Annotated in this window: 25 protein-coding genes; 2 read left to right on the top strand and 23 right to left on the bottom strand. The window is 36.0% G+C overall.

What is annotated here, in order from left to right; genetic code table 11:
- The 23 genes from secY to CORI_RS00100 form a co-directional block, all read right to left on the bottom strand.
- Positions 1-1,263 (bottom strand): preprotein translocase subunit SecY, encoded by a 1,263-nt coding sequence (gene secY, locus CORI_RS00210; RefSeq protein WP_173030325.1) that lies wholly within the window; start codon positions 1,261-1,263, stop codon positions 1-3.
- On the bottom strand, positions 1,263-1,664 hold the full coding sequence (gene rplO, locus CORI_RS00205; protein ID WP_169941732.1) for a 50S ribosomal protein L15: 402 nt from the start codon (positions 1,662-1,664) through the stop codon (positions 1,263-1,265). The genes secY and rplO overlap by 1 nt, the downstream gene beginning before the upstream one ends.
- Before the next feature lie 11 nt (positions 1,665-1,675).
- Positions 1,676-2,119 (bottom strand): 30S ribosomal protein S5, encoded by a 444-nt coding sequence (gene rpsE / locus CORI_RS00200; protein WP_169941734.1) that lies wholly within the window; start codon positions 2,117-2,119, stop codon positions 1,676-1,678.
- Between the two features lie 15 nt (positions 2,120-2,134).
- A complete protein-coding gene (rplR, locus tag CORI_RS00195) occupies positions 2,135-2,491 on the bottom strand; it encodes a 50S ribosomal protein L18 (protein ID WP_173030324.1) in 357 nt (118 codons plus the stop codon).
- A gap of 10 nt (positions 2,492-2,501) precedes the next feature.
- On the bottom strand, positions 2,502-3,038 hold the full coding sequence (gene rplF / locus CORI_RS00190; RefSeq protein WP_173030323.1) for a 50S ribosomal protein L6: 537 nt from the start codon (positions 3,036-3,038) through the stop codon (positions 2,502-2,504).
- A 299-nt stretch (positions 3,039-3,337) separates the two neighbouring features.
- Positions 3,338-3,733: a 30S ribosomal protein S8 gene (rpsH, locus tag CORI_RS00185; RefSeq protein ID WP_173030322.1), complete on the bottom strand. Its 396-nt coding sequence runs from the start codon at positions 3,731-3,733 to the stop codon at positions 3,338-3,340.
- Positions 3,734-3,742: 9 nt separating this feature from the next.
- Positions 3,743-3,928: a type Z 30S ribosomal protein S14 gene (locus CORI_RS00180; RefSeq protein WP_169941742.1), complete on the bottom strand. Its 186-nt coding sequence runs from the start codon at positions 3,926-3,928 to the stop codon at positions 3,743-3,745.
- Position 3,929: 1 nt separating this feature from the next.
- The gene (rplE, locus tag CORI_RS00175; RefSeq protein ID WP_173030321.1) at positions 3,930-4,475 is read right to left on the bottom strand and encodes a 50S ribosomal protein L5; all 546 of its coding nucleotides are present in this window, start codon (positions 4,473-4,475) and stop codon (positions 3,930-3,932) included.
- Positions 4,476-4,477: 2 nt separating this feature from the next.
- Positions 4,478-4,714: a 50S ribosomal protein L24 gene (gene rplX / locus CORI_RS00170; protein ID WP_169941746.1), complete on the bottom strand. Its 237-nt coding sequence runs from the start codon at positions 4,712-4,714 to the stop codon at positions 4,478-4,480.
- On the bottom strand, positions 4,714-5,082 hold the full coding sequence (gene rplN, locus CORI_RS00165; protein ID WP_169941748.1) for a 50S ribosomal protein L14: 369 nt from the start codon (positions 5,080-5,082) through the stop codon (positions 4,714-4,716). The genes rplX and rplN overlap by 1 nt, the downstream gene beginning before the upstream one ends.
- Positions 5,082-5,333, bottom strand: a complete 252-nt coding sequence (gene rpsQ / locus CORI_RS00160; RefSeq protein WP_169941750.1) for a 30S ribosomal protein S17 — start codon at positions 5,331-5,333, stop codon at positions 5,082-5,084. The genes rplN and rpsQ overlap by 1 nt, the downstream gene beginning before the upstream one ends.
- An 11-nt stretch (positions 5,334-5,344) precedes the next feature.
- Positions 5,345-5,530, bottom strand: a complete 186-nt coding sequence (rpmC, locus tag CORI_RS00155) for a 50S ribosomal protein L29 (protein ID WP_173030320.1) — start codon at positions 5,528-5,530, stop codon at positions 5,345-5,347.
- Entirely contained in the window at positions 5,517-5,942 is a 426-nt protein-coding gene (gene rplP / locus CORI_RS00150; RefSeq protein ID WP_169941754.1) for a 50S ribosomal protein L16, read from the bottom strand. The genes rpmC and rplP overlap by 14 nt, the downstream gene beginning before the upstream one ends.
- A 2-nt stretch (positions 5,943-5,944) precedes the next feature.
- Positions 5,945-6,646 carry a 30S ribosomal protein S3 gene (gene rpsC, locus CORI_RS00145; protein ID WP_172201819.1) on the bottom strand — a complete coding sequence of 234 codons (702 nt, stop codon included), beginning with the start codon at positions 6,644-6,646 and terminating at the stop codon, positions 5,945-5,947.
- A 1-nt stretch (position 6,647) separates the two neighbouring features.
- Positions 6,648-6,980 (bottom strand): 50S ribosomal protein L22, encoded by a 333-nt coding sequence (rplV, locus tag CORI_RS00140; RefSeq protein WP_169941758.1) that lies wholly within the window; start codon positions 6,978-6,980, stop codon positions 6,648-6,650.
- A gap of 10 nt (positions 6,981-6,990) precedes the next feature.
- Complete coding sequence (gene rpsS / locus CORI_RS00135; RefSeq protein WP_169941760.1) at positions 6,991-7,272, bottom strand: 30S ribosomal protein S19; 282 nt, start codon at positions 7,270-7,272, stop codon at positions 6,991-6,993.
- A gap of 2 nt (positions 7,273-7,274) precedes the next feature.
- Entirely contained in the window at positions 7,275-8,105 is an 831-nt protein-coding gene (rplB, locus tag CORI_RS00130) for a 50S ribosomal protein L2 (RefSeq protein WP_169941762.1), read from the bottom strand.
- Between the two features lies 1 nt (position 8,106).
- Complete coding sequence (locus tag CORI_RS00125) at positions 8,107-8,388, bottom strand: 50S ribosomal protein L23 (RefSeq protein WP_170019537.1); 282 nt, start codon at positions 8,386-8,388, stop codon at positions 8,107-8,109.
- Position 8,389: 1 nt separating this feature from the next.
- Positions 8,390-9,004, bottom strand: coding sequence for a 50S ribosomal protein L4 (rplD, locus tag CORI_RS00120; RefSeq protein WP_169941766.1), 615 nt, complete (start codon positions 9,002-9,004; stop codon positions 8,390-8,392).
- A complete protein-coding gene (gene rplC, locus CORI_RS00115; protein ID WP_169941768.1) occupies positions 9,001-9,579 on the bottom strand; it encodes a 50S ribosomal protein L3 in 579 nt (192 codons plus the stop codon). The genes rplD and rplC overlap by 4 nt, the downstream gene beginning before the upstream one ends.
- A 19-nt stretch (positions 9,580-9,598) precedes the next feature.
- The gene (gene rpsJ / locus CORI_RS00110; RefSeq protein WP_002847957.1) at positions 9,599-9,910 is read right to left on the bottom strand and encodes a 30S ribosomal protein S10; all 312 of its coding nucleotides are present in this window, start codon (positions 9,908-9,910) and stop codon (positions 9,599-9,601) included.
- A 154-nt stretch (positions 9,911-10,064) separates the two neighbouring features.
- The gene (locus tag CORI_RS00105; protein ID WP_173030319.1) at positions 10,065-12,233 is read right to left on the bottom strand and encodes an ATP-binding cassette domain-containing protein; all 2,169 of its coding nucleotides are present in this window, start codon (positions 12,231-12,233) and stop codon (positions 10,065-10,067) included.
- Positions 12,230-13,540: a radical SAM protein gene (locus CORI_RS00100; RefSeq protein WP_173030318.1), complete on the bottom strand. Its 1,311-nt coding sequence runs from the start codon at positions 13,538-13,540 to the stop codon at positions 12,230-12,232. The genes CORI_RS00105 and CORI_RS00100 overlap by 4 nt, the downstream gene beginning before the upstream one ends.
- A gap of 398 nt (positions 13,541-13,938) precedes the next feature.
- Between CORI_RS00100 and CORI_RS00095 the strand changes: the two genes are divergently transcribed.
- Positions 13,939-15,030 carry an ATP-binding protein gene (locus CORI_RS00095; RefSeq protein ID WP_173030317.1) on the top strand — a complete coding sequence of 364 codons (1,092 nt, stop codon included), beginning with the start codon at positions 13,939-13,941 and terminating at the stop codon, positions 15,028-15,030.
- 19 nt (positions 15,031-15,049) lie between these two features.
- Complete coding sequence (locus CORI_RS00090; protein ID WP_173030316.1) at positions 15,050-15,925, top strand: hypothetical protein; 876 nt, start codon at positions 15,050-15,052, stop codon at positions 15,923-15,925.
- Position 15,926 lies beyond the last annotated feature (1 nt).

The raw sequence follows: 15,926 nt of genomic DNA, 5'->3' as shown, positions 1-15,926 counted from the left end.
TTATAAACCTACCGCACTTAAAGTTTGGTATTTGTTCATATAAATTTGAGCCTCGATCCTTCTCATAGTATCAAGAGCAACCGAAACAACGATCAAAACAGATGTTCCGCCAAAATAAAACGGCACGCCCATAAATTTAACCAAAACCCAAGGCAGGGTTGAGATAAGACCAAGATATATAGAACCGCTAAAAGTTAGTCTTGAAGCGATCTCGTTTAGATATCCCGCAGTGCCTTCGCCCGGTCTAATTCCAGGTATAAATCCGCCTTGTCTTTTTAAATTCTCGCTAATATCTTTTGCGTTAAATACGATTGACGCGTAAAAATATGCAAAAAACACGACAAGCAAGAAAGTTAAGAAGTTAAACATATAGCTGTTCGGGTTTAAAAAGTCGTTAATCGCTTGGATATATTTATTTGTACTTGCTTGAAAGATGGTGCTTGGAAACATCAATATAGCGCTAGCAAAGATAGGCGGGATAACACCGCTTAAATTTACTTTAATAGGTATATAGTTCATTATGCGCTTATTTTGATTTTCCATAACTACTTTTCTTGAGTAAGAGACAGGGATTCTTCTCTCGCCCATTTCGACAAATATAACAACGCCTACGGTTATGAGTATAACAAGCAAAATTCCGATAACTACCAAGAAATTCATTTCGCCAGTATTTACTAAATTTATAGTTCCACCGATCGCTGCAGGGATTCCGCTAACGATACCCGCAAAGATAATAAGACTGATTCCGTTACCTATACCTCTTTGAGTTATTTGCTCGCCTATCCACATAAGAAGCATCGTTCCAGCCAGCATTGAAGCTGCCGAAATAGCTATAAACAGACTCATATCTATCATGATAGCTTGCTCACCGCCTCTTCCGCTCAGACCTTGCAAGCCTATACTAACACCGATTGCCTGAACGATAGTAATGACGATAGTTGCATAACGGATAATCTGCATATATTTTTGCATACCGTCGCGATCTTTTTTCATTTTTCCAAGTGTCGGGAATGTGGCTGCGAGTAGCTCCATAATAATAGAAGATGTAATGTAAGGCATAATTCCAAGCGAGATGATACTTAATCTTTCTGCGGCATTACCGCTGAACATATTAAATAATCCTAGTGCATTAGAACTGTTTGAATCAAAAAATTCTTTAATGACGTCGACATTAACACCAGGAACCGGCACGTATGCCAGTATCCTGTAAGCAAATAAAAATGCCAACGTGATGAGTATCTTGTTGGTCAATGTCTTATTCATTATGCACGTCCGCTAACGGTTACGTTCTCGTCTTTGATTTTTGCAACAAGCCCTTTAGCTCCTGTTCCGATCAATTTAATTTTCAAAACGCTGCTTGAAATTTTATGAACGGTTGCTATGCTAGCGACAGTGATCTCGCTTAGCTCTTTTACGGCTGTTATCTTATCTACGTTGATTACATAAGGCTTTACTACTCTAGATGTAAATCCAACTTTTGGAAGACGTCTTTGAAGCGGTTGTTGTCCACCCTCAAAACCTCTTTTTTCGTTATAGCCTTTTCTAGCTCTTTGACCTTTATGTCCTTTGCCTGCGGTTTTACCTTGACCGCTACCTTGACCGCGTCCCAATCTCTTAGTTTCGCGAGTTGAACCGGCAGCCGGAGTTAATTTTTCAAGTCCCATATTCCCTCTCCTTAGCTTTTAAGCATACTTAATGCTTTGATTGTAGCGCGAACAACGTTTGCAGAGTTGTTTGAGCCAAGTGATTTTGTCAAGATATCCTTGATACCTGCAAGCTCTAGAATAGGGCGAGTTGAACCGCCTGCGATAACACCCGTACCTTCGCTTGCCGGACGAAGTAAAATTCTACTTGCGTTATATTTTACCTCTATATCGTGAGGAATTGTCGAGCCTTTAAGCTTAACATTGATAATGTTTTTGAAAGCATCATCAACGGCTTTTCTGATCGCATCAGGAACCTCTTTAGCTTTACCGAAGCCAAAACCGACTAGTCCGTTTCTATTTCCGACTACTATAAGAGCCGTAAATCTAAATCTACGACCGCCTTTAACAACCTTTGTAACCCGACCGATATCGACGATTACTTCTTCAAATTCTTCTCTATTATATTTTTCCATCGATTTTCCTTTGGGTTATAGCTTAATGCCATTTTCTCTTAAAGCGTCCGCAAAAGCCGCTACAACGCCGTGATACAAATAGCCGTTTCTATCAAATAAAGCCTCTTCTACGCCTTTTGCTTTAAGAGCTTTTGCAAATTCTTTTGCCAAAACTACAGCACCATCTTTGTTAGCTTTAATGCCTAGCTTTCTTCCGTCAGCCGCTGCAATAGTAGTTGCCGTAACATCTTCGATAGCCTGAACATAAAGCGTTCTATTTGATTTAAAAATAGAAACTCTAGGTTTTGATGCAGTGCCGGAAATTTTAGCTCTGATTCTTCTCTTTCTCTTTATTCTAAGAGCGAGTTTTCTTTTTAATACATTTGCTGTCATTACCTATCCCTTACTTCTTAGATGTTTTACCGGCTTTGCGGATAATGCGCTCTTCAGCATATTTTATACCCTTGCCTTTGTATGGCTCAGGCGGGCGATATCCTCTAACTTGAGCTGCTATTTGTCCTACAACTTGCTTATCATCGCCTTTTATAGTGATGACGTTTTTCTCTACGCTTATCTCGACACCTTTTGGTACTTCATGATTTATCGGGTGAGAAAATCCTAAACTTAGCTCAAGCACGTTGCCTTTTGCCGCTGCCTTATATCCAACACCGTTTATCTCAAGCTTACGAATAAATCCGTCCGTAAGACCTGTAACGATATTGTTAGCTAGCGCCCTGTATGTGCCCCAGTATGCTCTACTTTGTCTATCTTCGCCTTTAGGAGAAAATACGATTGAGCCGTTTTCTACCTTAACATCAACATGACCTTTTGTGTCAAGTTCTTTTGTATTATTGCCTTTTTTAAATTTAAGCAAATTTCCTTCTATGCTGACATCTAATCCGCTTGGAATAGCTATCGGCTGCTTACCTATACGTGACATTTTTTTCCTTTTTACTTGTCTAGGGTATGTCTACTTTATACGAATGGATACCACAATACCATAAAAAGCAGAAACTAAATTCCACCTCGTCCAAATTTCAAATTTGGACTATTAAAAGAGTCGAAACTCTTTTAAACCTTTTTAAATTCTTTGCCATCTCAAATTTGAGATTTGTATTGTAAATTTAGCAAATTTAAAGCTAAATTTTGGAGTTTTTCAAAGCAGGCAATAAACTTAGCCTATTATATAAACTCCATTACAAAGTGTTATAAACGATGTTTTAACATCGTTTATATTCATTACCACACGGTACAAAGAATTTCGCCGCCAACACCCGCTTTATGAGCGTCTTCGTTGCTTAAAACGCCTTTGCTGGTGCTAACGATAATTGTTCCGTAACCGTTTTTAAATCTTTTGATCTCGTCTTTGCCTTTATAGACACGGCGACCAGGCTTTGAAACTCTTTTAAGTTCGTTTATAACGCTATTTCCACGCTCATTATACTTTAAAACAACGTTTATAAATTTCTTCTTATCCTCTTCAACTACATTGTAGCTTTCTATGTAGCCTTTTGCGGCCAAGATCGCCAAAGTAGCTTCAACAACGTTTGAGTGAAGTAGCTTTGTAGTCTCAAGCTTTCTCATAGAGGCGTTTCTGATGCGTGTTAGTCCATCCGATATTAAATCATTCAACATTTTTCTTCCTTACCAGCTTGCTTTTTTAAGACCAGGGATTAGTCCTTCGTTAGCCATTTTTCTTAGGCATACTCGGCAAATTCCAAAATCTTTATAAACAGAGTGCGGGCGTCCGCAAATTTGGCATCTTGTATAGCCGCGAACCTTAAATTTAGGAGTGCGAGCTGCCTTTGCTATCATTGATTTTTTTGCCATATTACTTTCCTTTTGCAAACGGCAAACCAAAAAGCTCAAGCAATTTGAATGCCTCTTTGTCGCTATCTGTTGTCGTAACAATTACGATATTCATACCGTGAGTGCGCATAATCTTATCATACTCAACCTCAGGAAACATTAGCTGCTCATCAAGACCAAAGTTAAAATTTCCTCTTCCGTCAAAACCATCTCTCGGTAAGCCTCTGAAGTCTTTAACTCTCGGAAGAGCAACGCTTATTAATTTGTCTAAAAACGCATACATCTGCTCTTTTCTAAGAGTTACTTTGATGCCCACAGGAAAGCCTTCGCGAACCTTAAAGCCCGCAACTGATTTTTTAGCATCGGTTACAACAGCTTTTTGTCCTGCTATAAGCGAGATAGTATCTGCCATATTTTGAAGAAGCTTTTGATCTTTTGCACCTTCGCCGGCACCTACGCTAATTACAATTTTTTCAATTGTAGGTATAAGCATAGGGTTTTTGATGTCAAATTCTTTTGCTAAAGCCGGTTTAACAACTTCATTATATTTAACTTTCAATCTACTCATAATTAAGCCTCAACCTTCGCCACATTTGAAATATCAATTGGCATCTCTTTATTTATAAAGCCACCGTTTGGAGTCTTTTCACTTGGCTTGATAGCCTTTTTAGCTACTTTGCAACCCTCAACGATAACTTGTCCTTTTTTTGCTAATACAGATAAAACTTTTCCTGTTTTGCCTTTATCATCACCGGCAATAATCTTTACGGTATCGCCTTTTTTAATCTTAAATTTAATATTAGCCATTATAAAACCTCCGGAGCAAGCGAAACAATTTTCATGAAGTTTGCATATCTAACTTCACGACCGACCGGTCCGAAGATACGAGTTCCGATAGGCTCTCTTTTGTTATCAAGTATTACGGCTGCATTTTCGTCAAATCTAATAAGCGAGCCGTTTTCTCTTTGAACCTCTTTTTTAGTTCTTACGACTACTGCTTTTACGACTTGACCTTTTTTAATTTTGCCGTTTGGAAGCGCCTTTTTAACAGAGCACACGATAACATCGCCAAGCGTTGCATATCTTCTTTTGCTACCGCCTAATACTTTTATACACATTAACTCTTTTGCACCGCTATTATCAGCCACTGCAAGTCTTGTAAAAGATTGTATCATTACTCAACTCCCTTTGCCAATACAGCTTTTAAGCGAAAGCTTTTGCGTGCAGAAAGTGGTCTGCACTCAACTGCTATAACAGTATCTCCGGCTTTTGTCTCATTTTTTTCATCATGAATCATATATTTCTTAAAACGTTTTACAAATTTATGATATCTTGGGTGCATAACACGTCTTTCAACCAAGATTGTGGCTGTTTTATCTCCAGCTTTTTGCAAAACTACACCTTGAATTTCTCTTTTAAATGCCATTTCTCACCCCCTTACTTTGAAGCGCTAATTGCAGTATTGATTTGTGCAATCTCTTTTTTAACTGCACGAATCTCGTTAGGGTTGCTTAGCTGCATAATTTTTAGCTTTCGTCTTAATGTAAACAAAAGCACCTTTTTCTCTTTCAATAACGCGTTTAATTCTGCAACGCTTTTTTCTTTTAACTCAGTATATTTCATTTTCACTCTCTCGCGTTACAATTTTAGTTTTAAACGGCAACTTATGCATAGCAAGCGTAAGTGCCTCACGTGCTAACTCTTCATTAACTCCAGCCATCTCATAAATGATTCTGCCAGGTTTAATGTTCATAACCCACTCTTCAACACCTGCTTTACCTTTACCCATACGAGTTTGTAGAGGCTTTTTAGTTAGTGGCTTATCAGGGAAAACCCTAATCCAAGTTTTCGCTTGTCTTTTAACATGACGAGTCAAAGCAACACGAGCCGCTTCGATTTGGCGAGAATTTATTCTTCCGGCCTCAATAGCCTTTATGCCGAATTCTCCCATTGCAAGATCTGTTCCACGAGTAGCTTTACCGCGGTTACGACCTTTCATCTGTTTACGAAATTTCGTTCTTTTTGGCATCAACATGATTATTTACCTCTTCTTGCTCTGCGTGGTTTTTTTGGAGCTTCGTTCTCTTCGGTTTTTTCAGCTTGAACACCTTTTTGAAGAACTTCGCCTTTAAATATCCACACTTTTATACCTATGTTTCCATAAGTTGTATGCGCCTCTGCAAAACCGTAATCAATCTTTGCTCTTAGCGTATGAAGCGGCACGCGACCCTCTAGATACCATTCGGTTCTTGCCATCTCGGCACCACCCAAACGACCTGCAACTGAAATTTTAATACCCTTAGCGCCTGATTTTTGAGCGCCTTGGATTACCTTTTTCATAGCGCGTCTAAATGCGACACGTTTTTCAAGCTGCATTGCAACGTTTTCGGCGGCAAGTTGAGCAGAAGCTTGAGCTTTTCTCTCTTCTTTAATATTTACGTTAACCTCTTTGTTGATTAGCTTTTGGATATCTTCTTTAAGCTTTTCTACATCAGAGCCTTTTTTGCCTATTATTATGCCCGGGCGAGCAGCTACAACGGTTACTCTGATCTTCTTAGCCGTTCTTTCGATAAGAATTTGAGAAACCCCAGCATAATATAGTTTTTTCTTTAAAAACGCACGAATTTTATAGTCTTCGCCGATATTTTCTACCAAATTTCCTTTAGCAGGAAACCATCTTGACTCCCAGTTACGGTTAATTCCTAGTCTTAAACCGATCGGATTTACTTTTTGTCCCATATTACGCTTCCTTCTTTTCAGGTTTAGATACTTCTACCAAAATGTGGGCAGTTGGCTTGCGAATTCTGCTTGCACTTCCTCTTGCTCTTGGTCTAAATCTCTTAAGTACGGGACCTGCGTCAACTCTACAAGAGCTAACGATAACTTCCTCAGGTTCAAAACCACCGTTTGCAACGGCAGAACTGATCGCGTTTGCTATAAATTTAGCTCCCTTGTTTGGCATAAAGCTTAGGCTTGCAAGCGCTAGTTCGGCATTCATGCCTTGAACTTCTCTTGCTATAAGTCTTGCTTTAGTAGGAGATAGTCTAATAAATTTAATAATAGCTTTACTCATTTATCTCCCCTTATTTGCCGATTTTTTTCTGAACAGAGCCTTTATGACCCTTAAACGTTCTAGTTGGAGCAAATTCGCCAAGTTTATATCCGATGTGGTTTTCAGTTACATACACAGGGATAAAGCTTTTACCGTTATGGACATTAAATGTAAGTCCAATCATTTCAGGTACAATCGTACTGCGTCTTGACCATGTTTTGATCGGCTTGTTGTCGTTTGCTTTTTTAGCAGCAACAACTTTTTTCATTACATGTCCGTCTACGAAAGGACCTTTTTTGAGTGATCTAGCCATCTCTATTTTCCTTTCCTTCTTGAGATAATTAGCTTGTCGCTAGCTTTTTTGCGGCGAGTCTTAGCACCTTTTGTCGGTTTACCCCATGGAGTTACCGGATGACGGCCTGAATTTTTCTTGCCTTCACCACCACCGTGCGGGTGATCAACAGGGTTCATCGCAGAACCACGAGTTTGAGGGCGAATTCCTCTATGGCGATTTCTACCTGCTTTACCGATAGTTACGTTAGCCCAGTCCTCATTACCGATAACGCCAACGCTTGCCATACACTCTGCTAAAATTTGTCTCATCTCACCACTTGGAAGTCTTAAGATGACATATTTTTCCTCTTTACCCATTAGCTGAGCATATCCGCCGGCAGATCTTGCTATCTGTCCGCCTTTACCAGGCTTAAGCTCGATATTATGAACGATCGTTCCCACAGGGATATTTCTTAGTTTCATAGCGTTGCCAGGTTTTATATCAAGACCGCTCTCGGCAGCTGCAACTACGTCACCCACATTTAGACCGTTTGGTCTGATGATATAGCGTTTCTCACCGTCTTTATAAGCGATAAGCGCTATGCGGCAGTTTCTGTTTGGATCGTATTCGATCGCTTCAACTTTGCCTTCGATGCCAAATTTGCGTCTTTTAAAGTCTATGATTCTATATAGTTTTTTAGCGCCGGCTTGTTTATGTCTTGATGTGATACGACCATTATTGTTTCTACCGCCTGTTGCAGGTAGTTTTACAAGTAGGCTTCTAACGCTTGGTTTAGCTGTGATATCTTCACTGCTAAGACCTGTCATAAATCTACGGCTCGGTGTATATGGTTTATATGTTTTAATCGCCATCTTACGCCTCCATGCTTTCTAGAGTTGAACCTTCAGGCAACTTAACGTAGAATTTTTTAACTTCACTGCGTTGTCCTGCTTGTCCTTTAAAACGCTTAACTTTGCCTTCCATTCTAAGTGAATTTACGCGAAGCGGCATCACTCCGAAATACTCTTTTAAAATTTCTTTTAGCCTATTTTTAGTCATTTTTGGTGAAGTTTGGATAACTACTACACCATCTTCTTGAAGGCCAAGAGTTTTTTCTGTATATAAAATTGTTTTGATATCAGTTATATCTGCCATTTTAGCCCTCTTTTGTTATAGATTCAAGTGCCGCTTTTTCAATGATAACCGCACTAAATACCGATACTAGATACGCATTTATCTCGCTTGCATCTACCAGATAGCAGTTTGATAAATTTCTAAATGCCAAAAGCGTGTTATCATCAAGCAAATCTTTAACTATCAACGCATCTCTTAAATTTAGGCTATTGATAATTTTTGCCGCATCTTTTGTCTTTCCGCTGTCAATGCTGATGCTATCAACTGCGAAAATTTTGCCCTCGTTAGCCTTTTGTGCCAATGCGCACTCAAGAGCTAATCTCTTTTGTTTTTTATTAACTTTTTGGAAATAATTTCTATTGTTTAATGGACCAAAAGATACTGCACCGCCAACCCATACGTTAGTTCTGGTTGAACCTGCACGAGCGCCGCCACGACCTTTTTGTCTCCAAGGCTTCTTACCTCCACCGCTTACAAAAGCACGAGTCTTAGTGTGAGCCGTATTTGCGCGGATACCTGCAAGGTAAGATTTAACATATAGATAAAGGTTGTGTGGATTTACCTCTGCATAGTTTGCAGGAAGATCCAAATCTCCAGCCTTTTCAAATTTCTCGTTTAATACGCAAACTTTACTCATTTTACTATCCTTACTCTACCCATTGCACCGTTGTGTCCAGGAACTGAGCCTTTTAAAACTAAAATTCCGTTTTCGCTGTCAAAACTTACAACTTCGTTTTTAACAGTTACTTTCACATCGCCCATATGTCCTGCCATTTTCATACCAGGCTGAACACGTCCCGGCCATTCGCAGTTACCGATTGATCCGTGGCGTCTGTGGAAACGTGAACCGTGACTTTTAGGTCCGCCACCAAATCCGTGTCTTTTAACAACGCCTTGATAACCTCTACCCTTTGAATCAAAGCTAACTTTTATGATTGCCGCTGAACTTAACGGACTTACGTCAAGATCGCCTGCTTCGCTATTTGCAACTGTTAAAGTAGCAAATTTATTATATTCAGCCGAAAGATTATATTTCTTTTGTTGGCCTGCTATAGCTTTATTCTTCGCTTTGCCTTTTGCATAAGCAACGATTGCGCGGTTATTTTCACCCACTTCGCAAACTTTAGTTTCTACAAGTTTTAGAAGTGTAACCGGCGTACTAGGAACCGAAATCGTCCTACTCATGCCTATTTTTTCTACGATATATTCCATTATCTAACCTTTCGCCTGATTACTTGCCCATCGCACGAACTTCGACATTAACTTCAGGAGCCAAGTCAAGTTTTGTAAGCGAATCGACTGTGTCAGGTGTAGCTGCTACGATGTCAAGCATACGTGCATGAATTCTCATCTCAAACTGCTCGCGTGAGTCTTTGTTGACGTGTGGTGATTTTAAGACCGTGTAGCGTTTGATTTTAGTAGGCATTGGCACTGGACCTCTTACGTCAGCACCAGTTCTTTTGACAGCTTCTACGATTGCTGCAACTGTGCGGTCTAGAACTCTATGGTCATAAGCTTTGAGCTTAAGCCTGATTCTTTCCATTTGATTTCCTTTAAAATAGAACTTGTCGCAAACATACGACCTTTTATGACTTACATAAAAGATTGAGATTGTATAAAAATAGCCTTCCAAAGTCAATATTTTTAGCTAAATTCAGTAAAATTTAATGAATTTATTTCCTTTTAAAAAGGAAATATTAAATAATAAGGAAATTAGAAATTTCACTTTCTTTACAATTTTTTATCTCTTCCATTCTAGAATTAAAGACAACCTTAACAACATCGCCATCTCGCTTCAACTCTATAATATCATTACAATGGCTTAAAAACAAAGGATTATGCTCAGCCACTATAAATGTTTTATCTTTGTCTTGTATGTACTTATAAAGCAACGAGATGATTTTTGAAGTATCCTTGCCGCTCAAACCTTTTGTAGGCTCGTCTAACCCAAAAATTTTGTTCTTTTTATCAAAGAATGCTTTAAATAGTTTTAGTCTTTGTTGTTCTCCGCCAGACATATTTAAAGTCAATCTGTTTAAAGACAGATGAGATAGTCCTAGCTCATCTAATAATTGCAATTTTTCTCTAGTTTTTTTGGGAAATTCTATCTTGCACAAATCATCAATGTTGCAACTTAAAATCTCCCATATATTCATATCGAAAACCTTAAATTTTAATGCGTTTTTGTTATAGCCACTACCATTACAATTACAACACTCATTATAAAATTTGCTCTTATATTTTTCTAAAACTAAAATTCTACCGCTACCACCACATTTTTTACACATTGTGTTTGAATTTTTAGAAAAATAACTATTGTCATTTAAAAAATTAGCAGAAAACAGCTGTTTTATGTCATCAAAAATGCCAGTGTAAGTGGCGATATTTGAATTTATATTAGCCTTGATAGGTTTTTGAGATATATACTGATACAAATCTATGTATTGTGGCAGTATGTGTTTAAGCAAAGATGTTTTTCCAACGCCAGATTTAGAACTAATGCCTATTAACCTGTTGTAGTCAATAGTAATTTCTCCTTGAAATTTTAGAAAATCTAAATTTTGTAGTTTTATTTTTTGACAGACACTACTTTTAAAATCAATCTTTTTAAGTTTAAACTTTTGACTCTCATCATACTCTTGCTTAGTTATAAACTCTCCACCTTGTTTTCCACTTTTTGGTCCAATATAAAAAACATTATCGGCTCTATTTATTAGCTCTTTGTTATGCTCTATTACGATAACAGTATTATTACGTTTTAATTTTTCTATCTCATTTACTAGGCCTGTCACTTCACTGGGATGCAATGAGCTAGTCGGCTCATCCAAGACAATCATTATATTATTTATCTTTCCAAGCAAAATTTTGGCTATTCTAAGTCTTTGAAGCTCACCGCCAGATAATGACGGTATTGACCTGCTGAAATTTAAATGCCCTAGTCCCAAGTTTATACATTTTTGCACAAAGTTATCCAACTTCTCAAATGCTAAATCAATACCGATGTCTTTGGATTTAAAAATTTTAAAAATATCTGGCAAATCACAAAATTTACACAGCAAAATATCTTGCAATGAATAGCCTAAAATTTCAATACTATTAATCTCACTATTTAGCCTTGCTCCACCGCATTTTTGGCACAAAGCATTTTTTGTATATTGTTCTGATATATCTACTGGATCATCTAGCATTATACCTCTATAAGAAGCTGTTTTTACTCTTGTTTTTCCACTTATTTTATAGTTTATTTTGTATTTTTTAGAAGATGTTTTATATAAAAGCTCATGTTGTGACTCCTTGCTTAGCTCATAAAATTTTAAACTCCAATCTAAACCTATATCTTGAATATACAAATTCAGAATTTGTGTATAAAAATCCTTGTATGAATTTAACCAAGGCAAAAACGGATTATCTTTAAGATTACTATTTCTATCAATCACTTTATCTAAATCGATCTCTTTTTTGAAACCAAGTCCATAGCACTCAGAACATACATTTTTAGGACTTAATAACGTTGCATTTTTTATATATTTTGTTGATAATTTAGACAAAATTAAATTTAATTCATTTGACAAATGAAAATAACTTAATATGCTTGATCTTGGATTGATATTAAAATTTAGTTGCTTTAAGGCAACGGAAAACAGGATGTTGTCGTAAAAATCAATAATACAATCGCCAGCCTCATAATCATCATTCATTAAGGAATTTATCTCATTTTTGCTCACGGCATACATAGTGTCAAATGCTAGGCTTGATTTCCCTGAACCGCTACATCCACAAATACAAACCAAAGAATTTGGAGTAATACTAATATCTAAATTCTTTAAATTATTAGTCCTGATACCCTTGTATATTATCTTTTTCATAATTCCCACTCATCCATTAATCTTTGTAGCAAGTTTTCTTTGTATTCTTTATCGCAAATTACACTTAACATACTATTTTTTAAATTTAAATTATCAATCCTACAGCCGCCAGAACAGATGTATTTTAAATCGCACTCTTTACATTTTTTGATAGCGTCTATCGAAGTTTCACGATTTATTTTATCAAACTCAACAAATATTTCACTAGCACTTTGAGATATATCTAAGCTATACGAACCAAATTTAGAGCAAGGATAAATTTTACCGCTAACATCAATAACAATACTTGTTCCTATGCCGCAATTTTTAAATTTTATATTTTGTTGTTTAGTTGTCTTGCTTGGAATTTCTAGTTCTTGAATTTTTTTAATTAGCTCAAAAACTATTTTGTTTGAAAATTTCATATCGTGATGTTTAAAATTTAGCTCTTTTGGTGCAGCACCCGCCATTTCTATCTCATTATTGATACGAATTTCCAAATTTTTATAATCCACTGCTTTTATAAACTCAACCAAATTACTCTTTATGTCCATTAAAGTATCTGGCAGTACCGTAATAGCAAGTATTAATCTAATATTTTTTGATTTTATTAAATTTAATGTATTTAGAAGTCTTTTGTAATTACCCCTGCCTCTATTTTTCTCGTAAGCTTCTTTTGAAATTCCTTCCATGCTTATTTGTATTTCATTAATTAAACTAGAAATTTCATCTATATTATTTTCATTTATCAATACCCCATTTGTAAAAAGTGTTATTTTGTGCCCTTTTAAAGCATTAAGTAGCACAAATATATCTTTGTGCAAAAGTGGCTCACCACCTGAAATCACAACAGATGTATAACCATTTATCTTTGTTATTTCATCGATTTTTTGGATGATTTTATCTATGTCTATATATTTTTTATCCACTCTACCGGCATTGACAAAACAGTGCCTACACCGCATATTGCAATCATTTGTTAAATTGATATGTATATTTTTCTGTATAGTCTCTATCGCCTCTTCATTTTCACTATTTTCATACCCATCTTTGTAAAAATTATGATTAAAAATTTTTTCAAGTAACCTTTCTCTTATAAAAGCACCATCCTTATCAAAGCGCTCATTGTATATAGTTAAGGCATCGCCCAGGCCTACTTTTTCTAAGCACAAAAACATATTGTATTCATCATCATCTAGTACTATCCAAGTTGGATATTCAGGAGCTATTAGTAGGTGTTTTGATGAGATTTTATAAGTAGTATATTTACTAGGAAATTCTATTTTTTCACTCTCCAAAAGAGAGACATTATCATCTGTAAAAACCATAAAAAGCCTTGAATTTTATTAAACCCTCCAAGAAGGAGGGCTGTATATTAGCAGTCTTGTCTCTTATGTGTTGTTCTACATTGTGATCTTTGCTTGATAGTTTCTGTTGGTTTTGTATCAGCTTTTGCATGCAGTTTTACAACTATTTTTTTCTCTTTCATACCATATCCTCCTTTCATAAAGTAGATTTTATTCTACCCCCCTCACACTTAATTTTCAATAAATTATTAACCAAGTATTAAAAGATCAAAAATTTATTATTGAACACAATACCAAATATCATAAATTTTTTACCACCCAAAGCAATATAGATAAACTTTACGGACTTGATAGCAGTGAGATAAAGATAGTAAAAGGAGCTTAAATTTTGCTATAATTTCCTTTTCAAAAGGAATAAAATGCTAGAAAACATCTATCAAGCGCCTATAAAGTCCGTTAAGTTTATAGATAGAAAATTTAGCATCTCTTCGCCTAAAACTCTAATCATCGGCGCTAGCGGAAGCGGTAAAACCTCGCTTTTGATCGACTACTTAAAAAGCTTTAAAAACGAAGAGAGGCTGTATATAAATTTATACGACATTAGAGTAAATTCGTCGGAAATTTTAGAGAATTTACCGAATTTTTTGACGGCGAACAAGCAGATAAAAGCTTTAGCGATAGACAATATAAGCTCAGACGAACAAGCTCGAAAATTGGCAGAAATTTTAAGAGAAAATTTAGAAAATATAACTCTCGCTACGCAAAAAAGAGATATAAATTTGCCGAATTTCACGACGCTAAATTTGAATCTTTTGGATTATGAAGAATTTATCGCATTTTTTCCTAAAAATTTAGATCAAGATCAGCTGTTTAGTCATTTCGTAACCCATGGCAATAACCTAAATTCAGTCTTTCTTGATCAAAGTGAAGTTGTAGAAAATCTCCAAAGTAGGCTTAAAAGCAAGCTGAGCGAAGTAGAGATAAATTTACTAAAAGAGTGCGCTGCTTTTCAAGGAGTGAATTTAAGCGCTTATGAGCTATATAAAAATCTAAAAACACGCTCTAAAATATCAAAAGATCGCGTTTATGCAGGACTTGTAGATCTGGAAAACAGGGGTTTTATAAACCTCATAGCCAAATTTGACCAACCGACTGCGGCAAAAAAACTTTACTTTAGTGATTTTGCAATGAGAAATGCGCTGAGTTTGAAAAAAGATTTTGCAAAACTTTTTTCAAATATGGTCTTTTGCGAACTTTTTAAATTTAAAGAGGAAATTTTTTATACTAAAGATTTTGATTTTTTCCTTTCTAAAAGGAAACTCGCCATACTTTGCATACCGTTTAGCGATAGTGACCTGATATTTCTGAAATTCAAAAAACTTCATGCAAGTTTGAAAGCTCTTGGAGTAAATAAACTTCAAGTTATCAGCGTGGCAAATCAAGCAGATCTTAGTATAGAAGGCATCAAATGTGAAATTTTGCCTTTTTCGCGTTGGGCGCTTAGTTTTTAACTAAAATTTAGGAGAGTATATGAGAGTAATTTTGACGTTTTTTGTTGCCGGTTTGCTTAGCTTTGGATATGAGATAAATCATGAAAATTGGGGTAAATTTTATAAATTTACAGGGATGGCGGATGAGGAAAAATTTGAGCTTTATCTAAACTCGTTTGATAGCGAATTTGAAAATTTTAAAGGCGAAAAAGGCTTTGAACTCCCTACTAAAATTTACGGACATCTCTTTTTTAAAGGAGAAAAATTTGAGTTTTCAAAAGGCAAGATAGAAAAAACGGATGATAATATAACCGCTTTAAACGCGCTCTCCGACTGGCTAAATTTAGATGTAAAACTTGATGAAGATGGTAAATTAAGCGGCAAGTTAGCCATAAAAGGCAAAGCTCACAAAGCCAATATAACTAAGGAGTTAAGCTATGAAATTTTAACTCTCGGCTTACAGATAACAAATAACCAAAACACAAGGCTTGAAGGGATAGTTAGTGATTTTTTTTCAGCCGATTTTGTTACAAAAAACAAAAACAATCTAAAAGAAAAACTGGAAAATTTTAAACAGGAATTTAAAGACAGCGAGCAAAATTTATTTAAAAACGACATTTTAACGCTCGAGTTTATCAACGAAATTTTTAAAACCACTTGCAGAAATCTTGGTAAAGAAGGCAAAATTTGCAACTCAAAATTTTTAAAAACAGGCAAAAATATCTCAGCTCAAGATGTTTTTATAAATTTAAATGATGAAAATTTAAAAGCTATTTTTGAAAGTAAAGAGATAAAAATGGATGAAAATTTTATGCTTTCTCCTGTCGGAATTACTTTTGAAAGCTCAAATAAAATCATCTCAATTGAGGAGATAAAGCCTTTTATGAAGGATAGTTTCGGGCTTTTTAATCAGTAAG

This window comes from Campylobacter sp. CCUG 57310 (genome assembly GCF_013201975.1).
Lineage (GTDB): Bacteria > Campylobacterota > Campylobacteria > Campylobacterales > Campylobacteraceae > Campylobacter_A > Campylobacter_A canis.
Note: the sequence above shows the minus strand (reverse complement) of the source record. Positions and strands in the feature narration are given on the sequence as shown.

What these genes read in the sequence shown, in the direction of transcription:
- rplC (WP_169941768.1), bottom strand. Translation starts at nt 9,579, where the DNA reads ATGGAATATATCGTAGAAAAAATAGGCATGAGTAGGACGATTTCGGTT.
- rplX (WP_169941746.1), bottom strand. Translation starts at nt 4,714, where the DNA reads ATGGCTAATATTAAATTTAAGATTAAAAAAGGCGATACCGTAAAGATT.
- CORI_RS00095 (WP_173030317.1), top strand. Translation starts at nt 13,939, where the DNA reads ATGCTAGAAAACATCTATCAAGCGCCTATAAAGTCCGTTAAGTTTATA.
- CORI_RS00100 (WP_173030318.1), bottom strand. Translation starts at nt 13,540, where the DNA reads ATGGTTTTTACAGATGATAATGTCTCTCTTTTGGAGAGTGAAAAAATA.
- CORI_RS00125 (WP_170019537.1), bottom strand. Translation starts at nt 8,388, where the DNA reads ATGGCAGATATAACTGATATCAAAACAATTTTATATACAGAAAAAACT.
- rpsS (WP_169941760.1), bottom strand. Translation starts at nt 7,272, where the DNA reads ATGGCTAGATCACTCAAAAAAGGTCCTTTCGTAGACGGACATGTAATG.
- rplD (WP_169941766.1), bottom strand. Translation starts at nt 9,004, where the DNA reads ATGAGTAAAGTTTGCGTATTAAACGAGAAATTTGAAAAGGCTGGAGAT.
- rplB (WP_169941762.1), bottom strand. Translation starts at nt 8,105, where the DNA reads ATGGCGATTAAAACATATAAACCATATACACCGAGCCGTAGATTTATG.
- rpsJ (WP_002847957.1), bottom strand. Translation starts at nt 9,910, where the DNA reads ATGGAAAGAATCAGGCTTAAGCTCAAAGCTTATGACCATAGAGTTCTA.
- rpsQ (WP_169941750.1), bottom strand. Translation starts at nt 5,333, where the DNA reads ATGGCATTTAAAAGAGAAATTCAAGGTGTAGTTTTGCAAAAAGCTGGA.
- rplF (WP_173030323.1), bottom strand. Translation starts at nt 3,038, where the DNA reads ATGTCACGTATAGGTAAGCAGCCGATAGCTATTCCAAGCGGATTAGAT.
- secY (WP_173030325.1), bottom strand. Translation starts at nt 1,263, where the DNA reads ATGAATAAGACATTGACCAACAAGATACTCATCACGTTGGCATTTTTA.
- CORI_RS00105 (WP_173030319.1), bottom strand. Translation starts at nt 12,233, where the DNA reads ATGAAAAAGATAATATACAAGGGTATCAGGACTAATAATTTAAAGAAT.
- rplO (WP_169941732.1), bottom strand. Translation starts at nt 1,664, where the DNA reads ATGGGACTTGAAAAATTAACTCCGGCTGCCGGTTCAACTCGCGAAACT.
- rpsE (WP_169941734.1), bottom strand. Translation starts at nt 2,119, where the DNA reads ATGGAAAAATATAATAGAGAAGAATTTGAAGAAGTAATCGTCGATATC.
- rplP (WP_169941754.1), bottom strand. Translation starts at nt 5,942, where the DNA reads ATGTTGATGCCAAAAAGAACGAAATTTCGTAAACAGATGAAAGGTCGT.
- rpmC (WP_173030320.1), bottom strand. Translation starts at nt 5,530, where the DNA reads ATGAAATATACTGAGTTAAAAGAAAAAAGCGTTGCAGAATTAAACGCG.
- rplE (WP_173030321.1), bottom strand. Translation starts at nt 4,475, where the DNA reads ATGAGTAGATTGAAAGTTAAATATAATGAAGTTGTTAAACCGGCTTTA.
- CORI_RS00090 (WP_173030316.1), top strand. Translation starts at nt 15,050, where the DNA reads ATGAGAGTAATTTTGACGTTTTTTGTTGCCGGTTTGCTTAGCTTTGGA.
- rpsH (WP_173030322.1), bottom strand. Translation starts at nt 3,733, where the DNA reads ATGTTGAATGATTTAATATCGGATGGACTAACACGCATCAGAAACGCC.
- rplV (WP_169941758.1), bottom strand. Translation starts at nt 6,980, where the DNA reads ATGAGTAAAGCTATTATTAAATTTATTAGACTATCTCCTACTAAAGCA.
- CORI_RS00180 (WP_169941742.1), bottom strand. Translation starts at nt 3,928, where the DNA reads ATGGCAAAAAAATCAATGATAGCAAAGGCAGCTCGCACTCCTAAATTT.
- rplN (WP_169941748.1), bottom strand. Translation starts at nt 5,082, where the DNA reads ATGATACAATCTTTTACAAGACTTGCAGTGGCTGATAATAGCGGTGCA.
- rpsC (WP_172201819.1), bottom strand. Translation starts at nt 6,646, where the DNA reads ATGGGACAAAAAGTAAATCCGATCGGTTTAAGACTAGGAATTAACCGT.
- rplR (WP_173030324.1), bottom strand. Translation starts at nt 2,491, where the DNA reads ATGACAGCAAATGTATTAAAAAGAAAACTCGCTCTTAGAATAAAGAGA.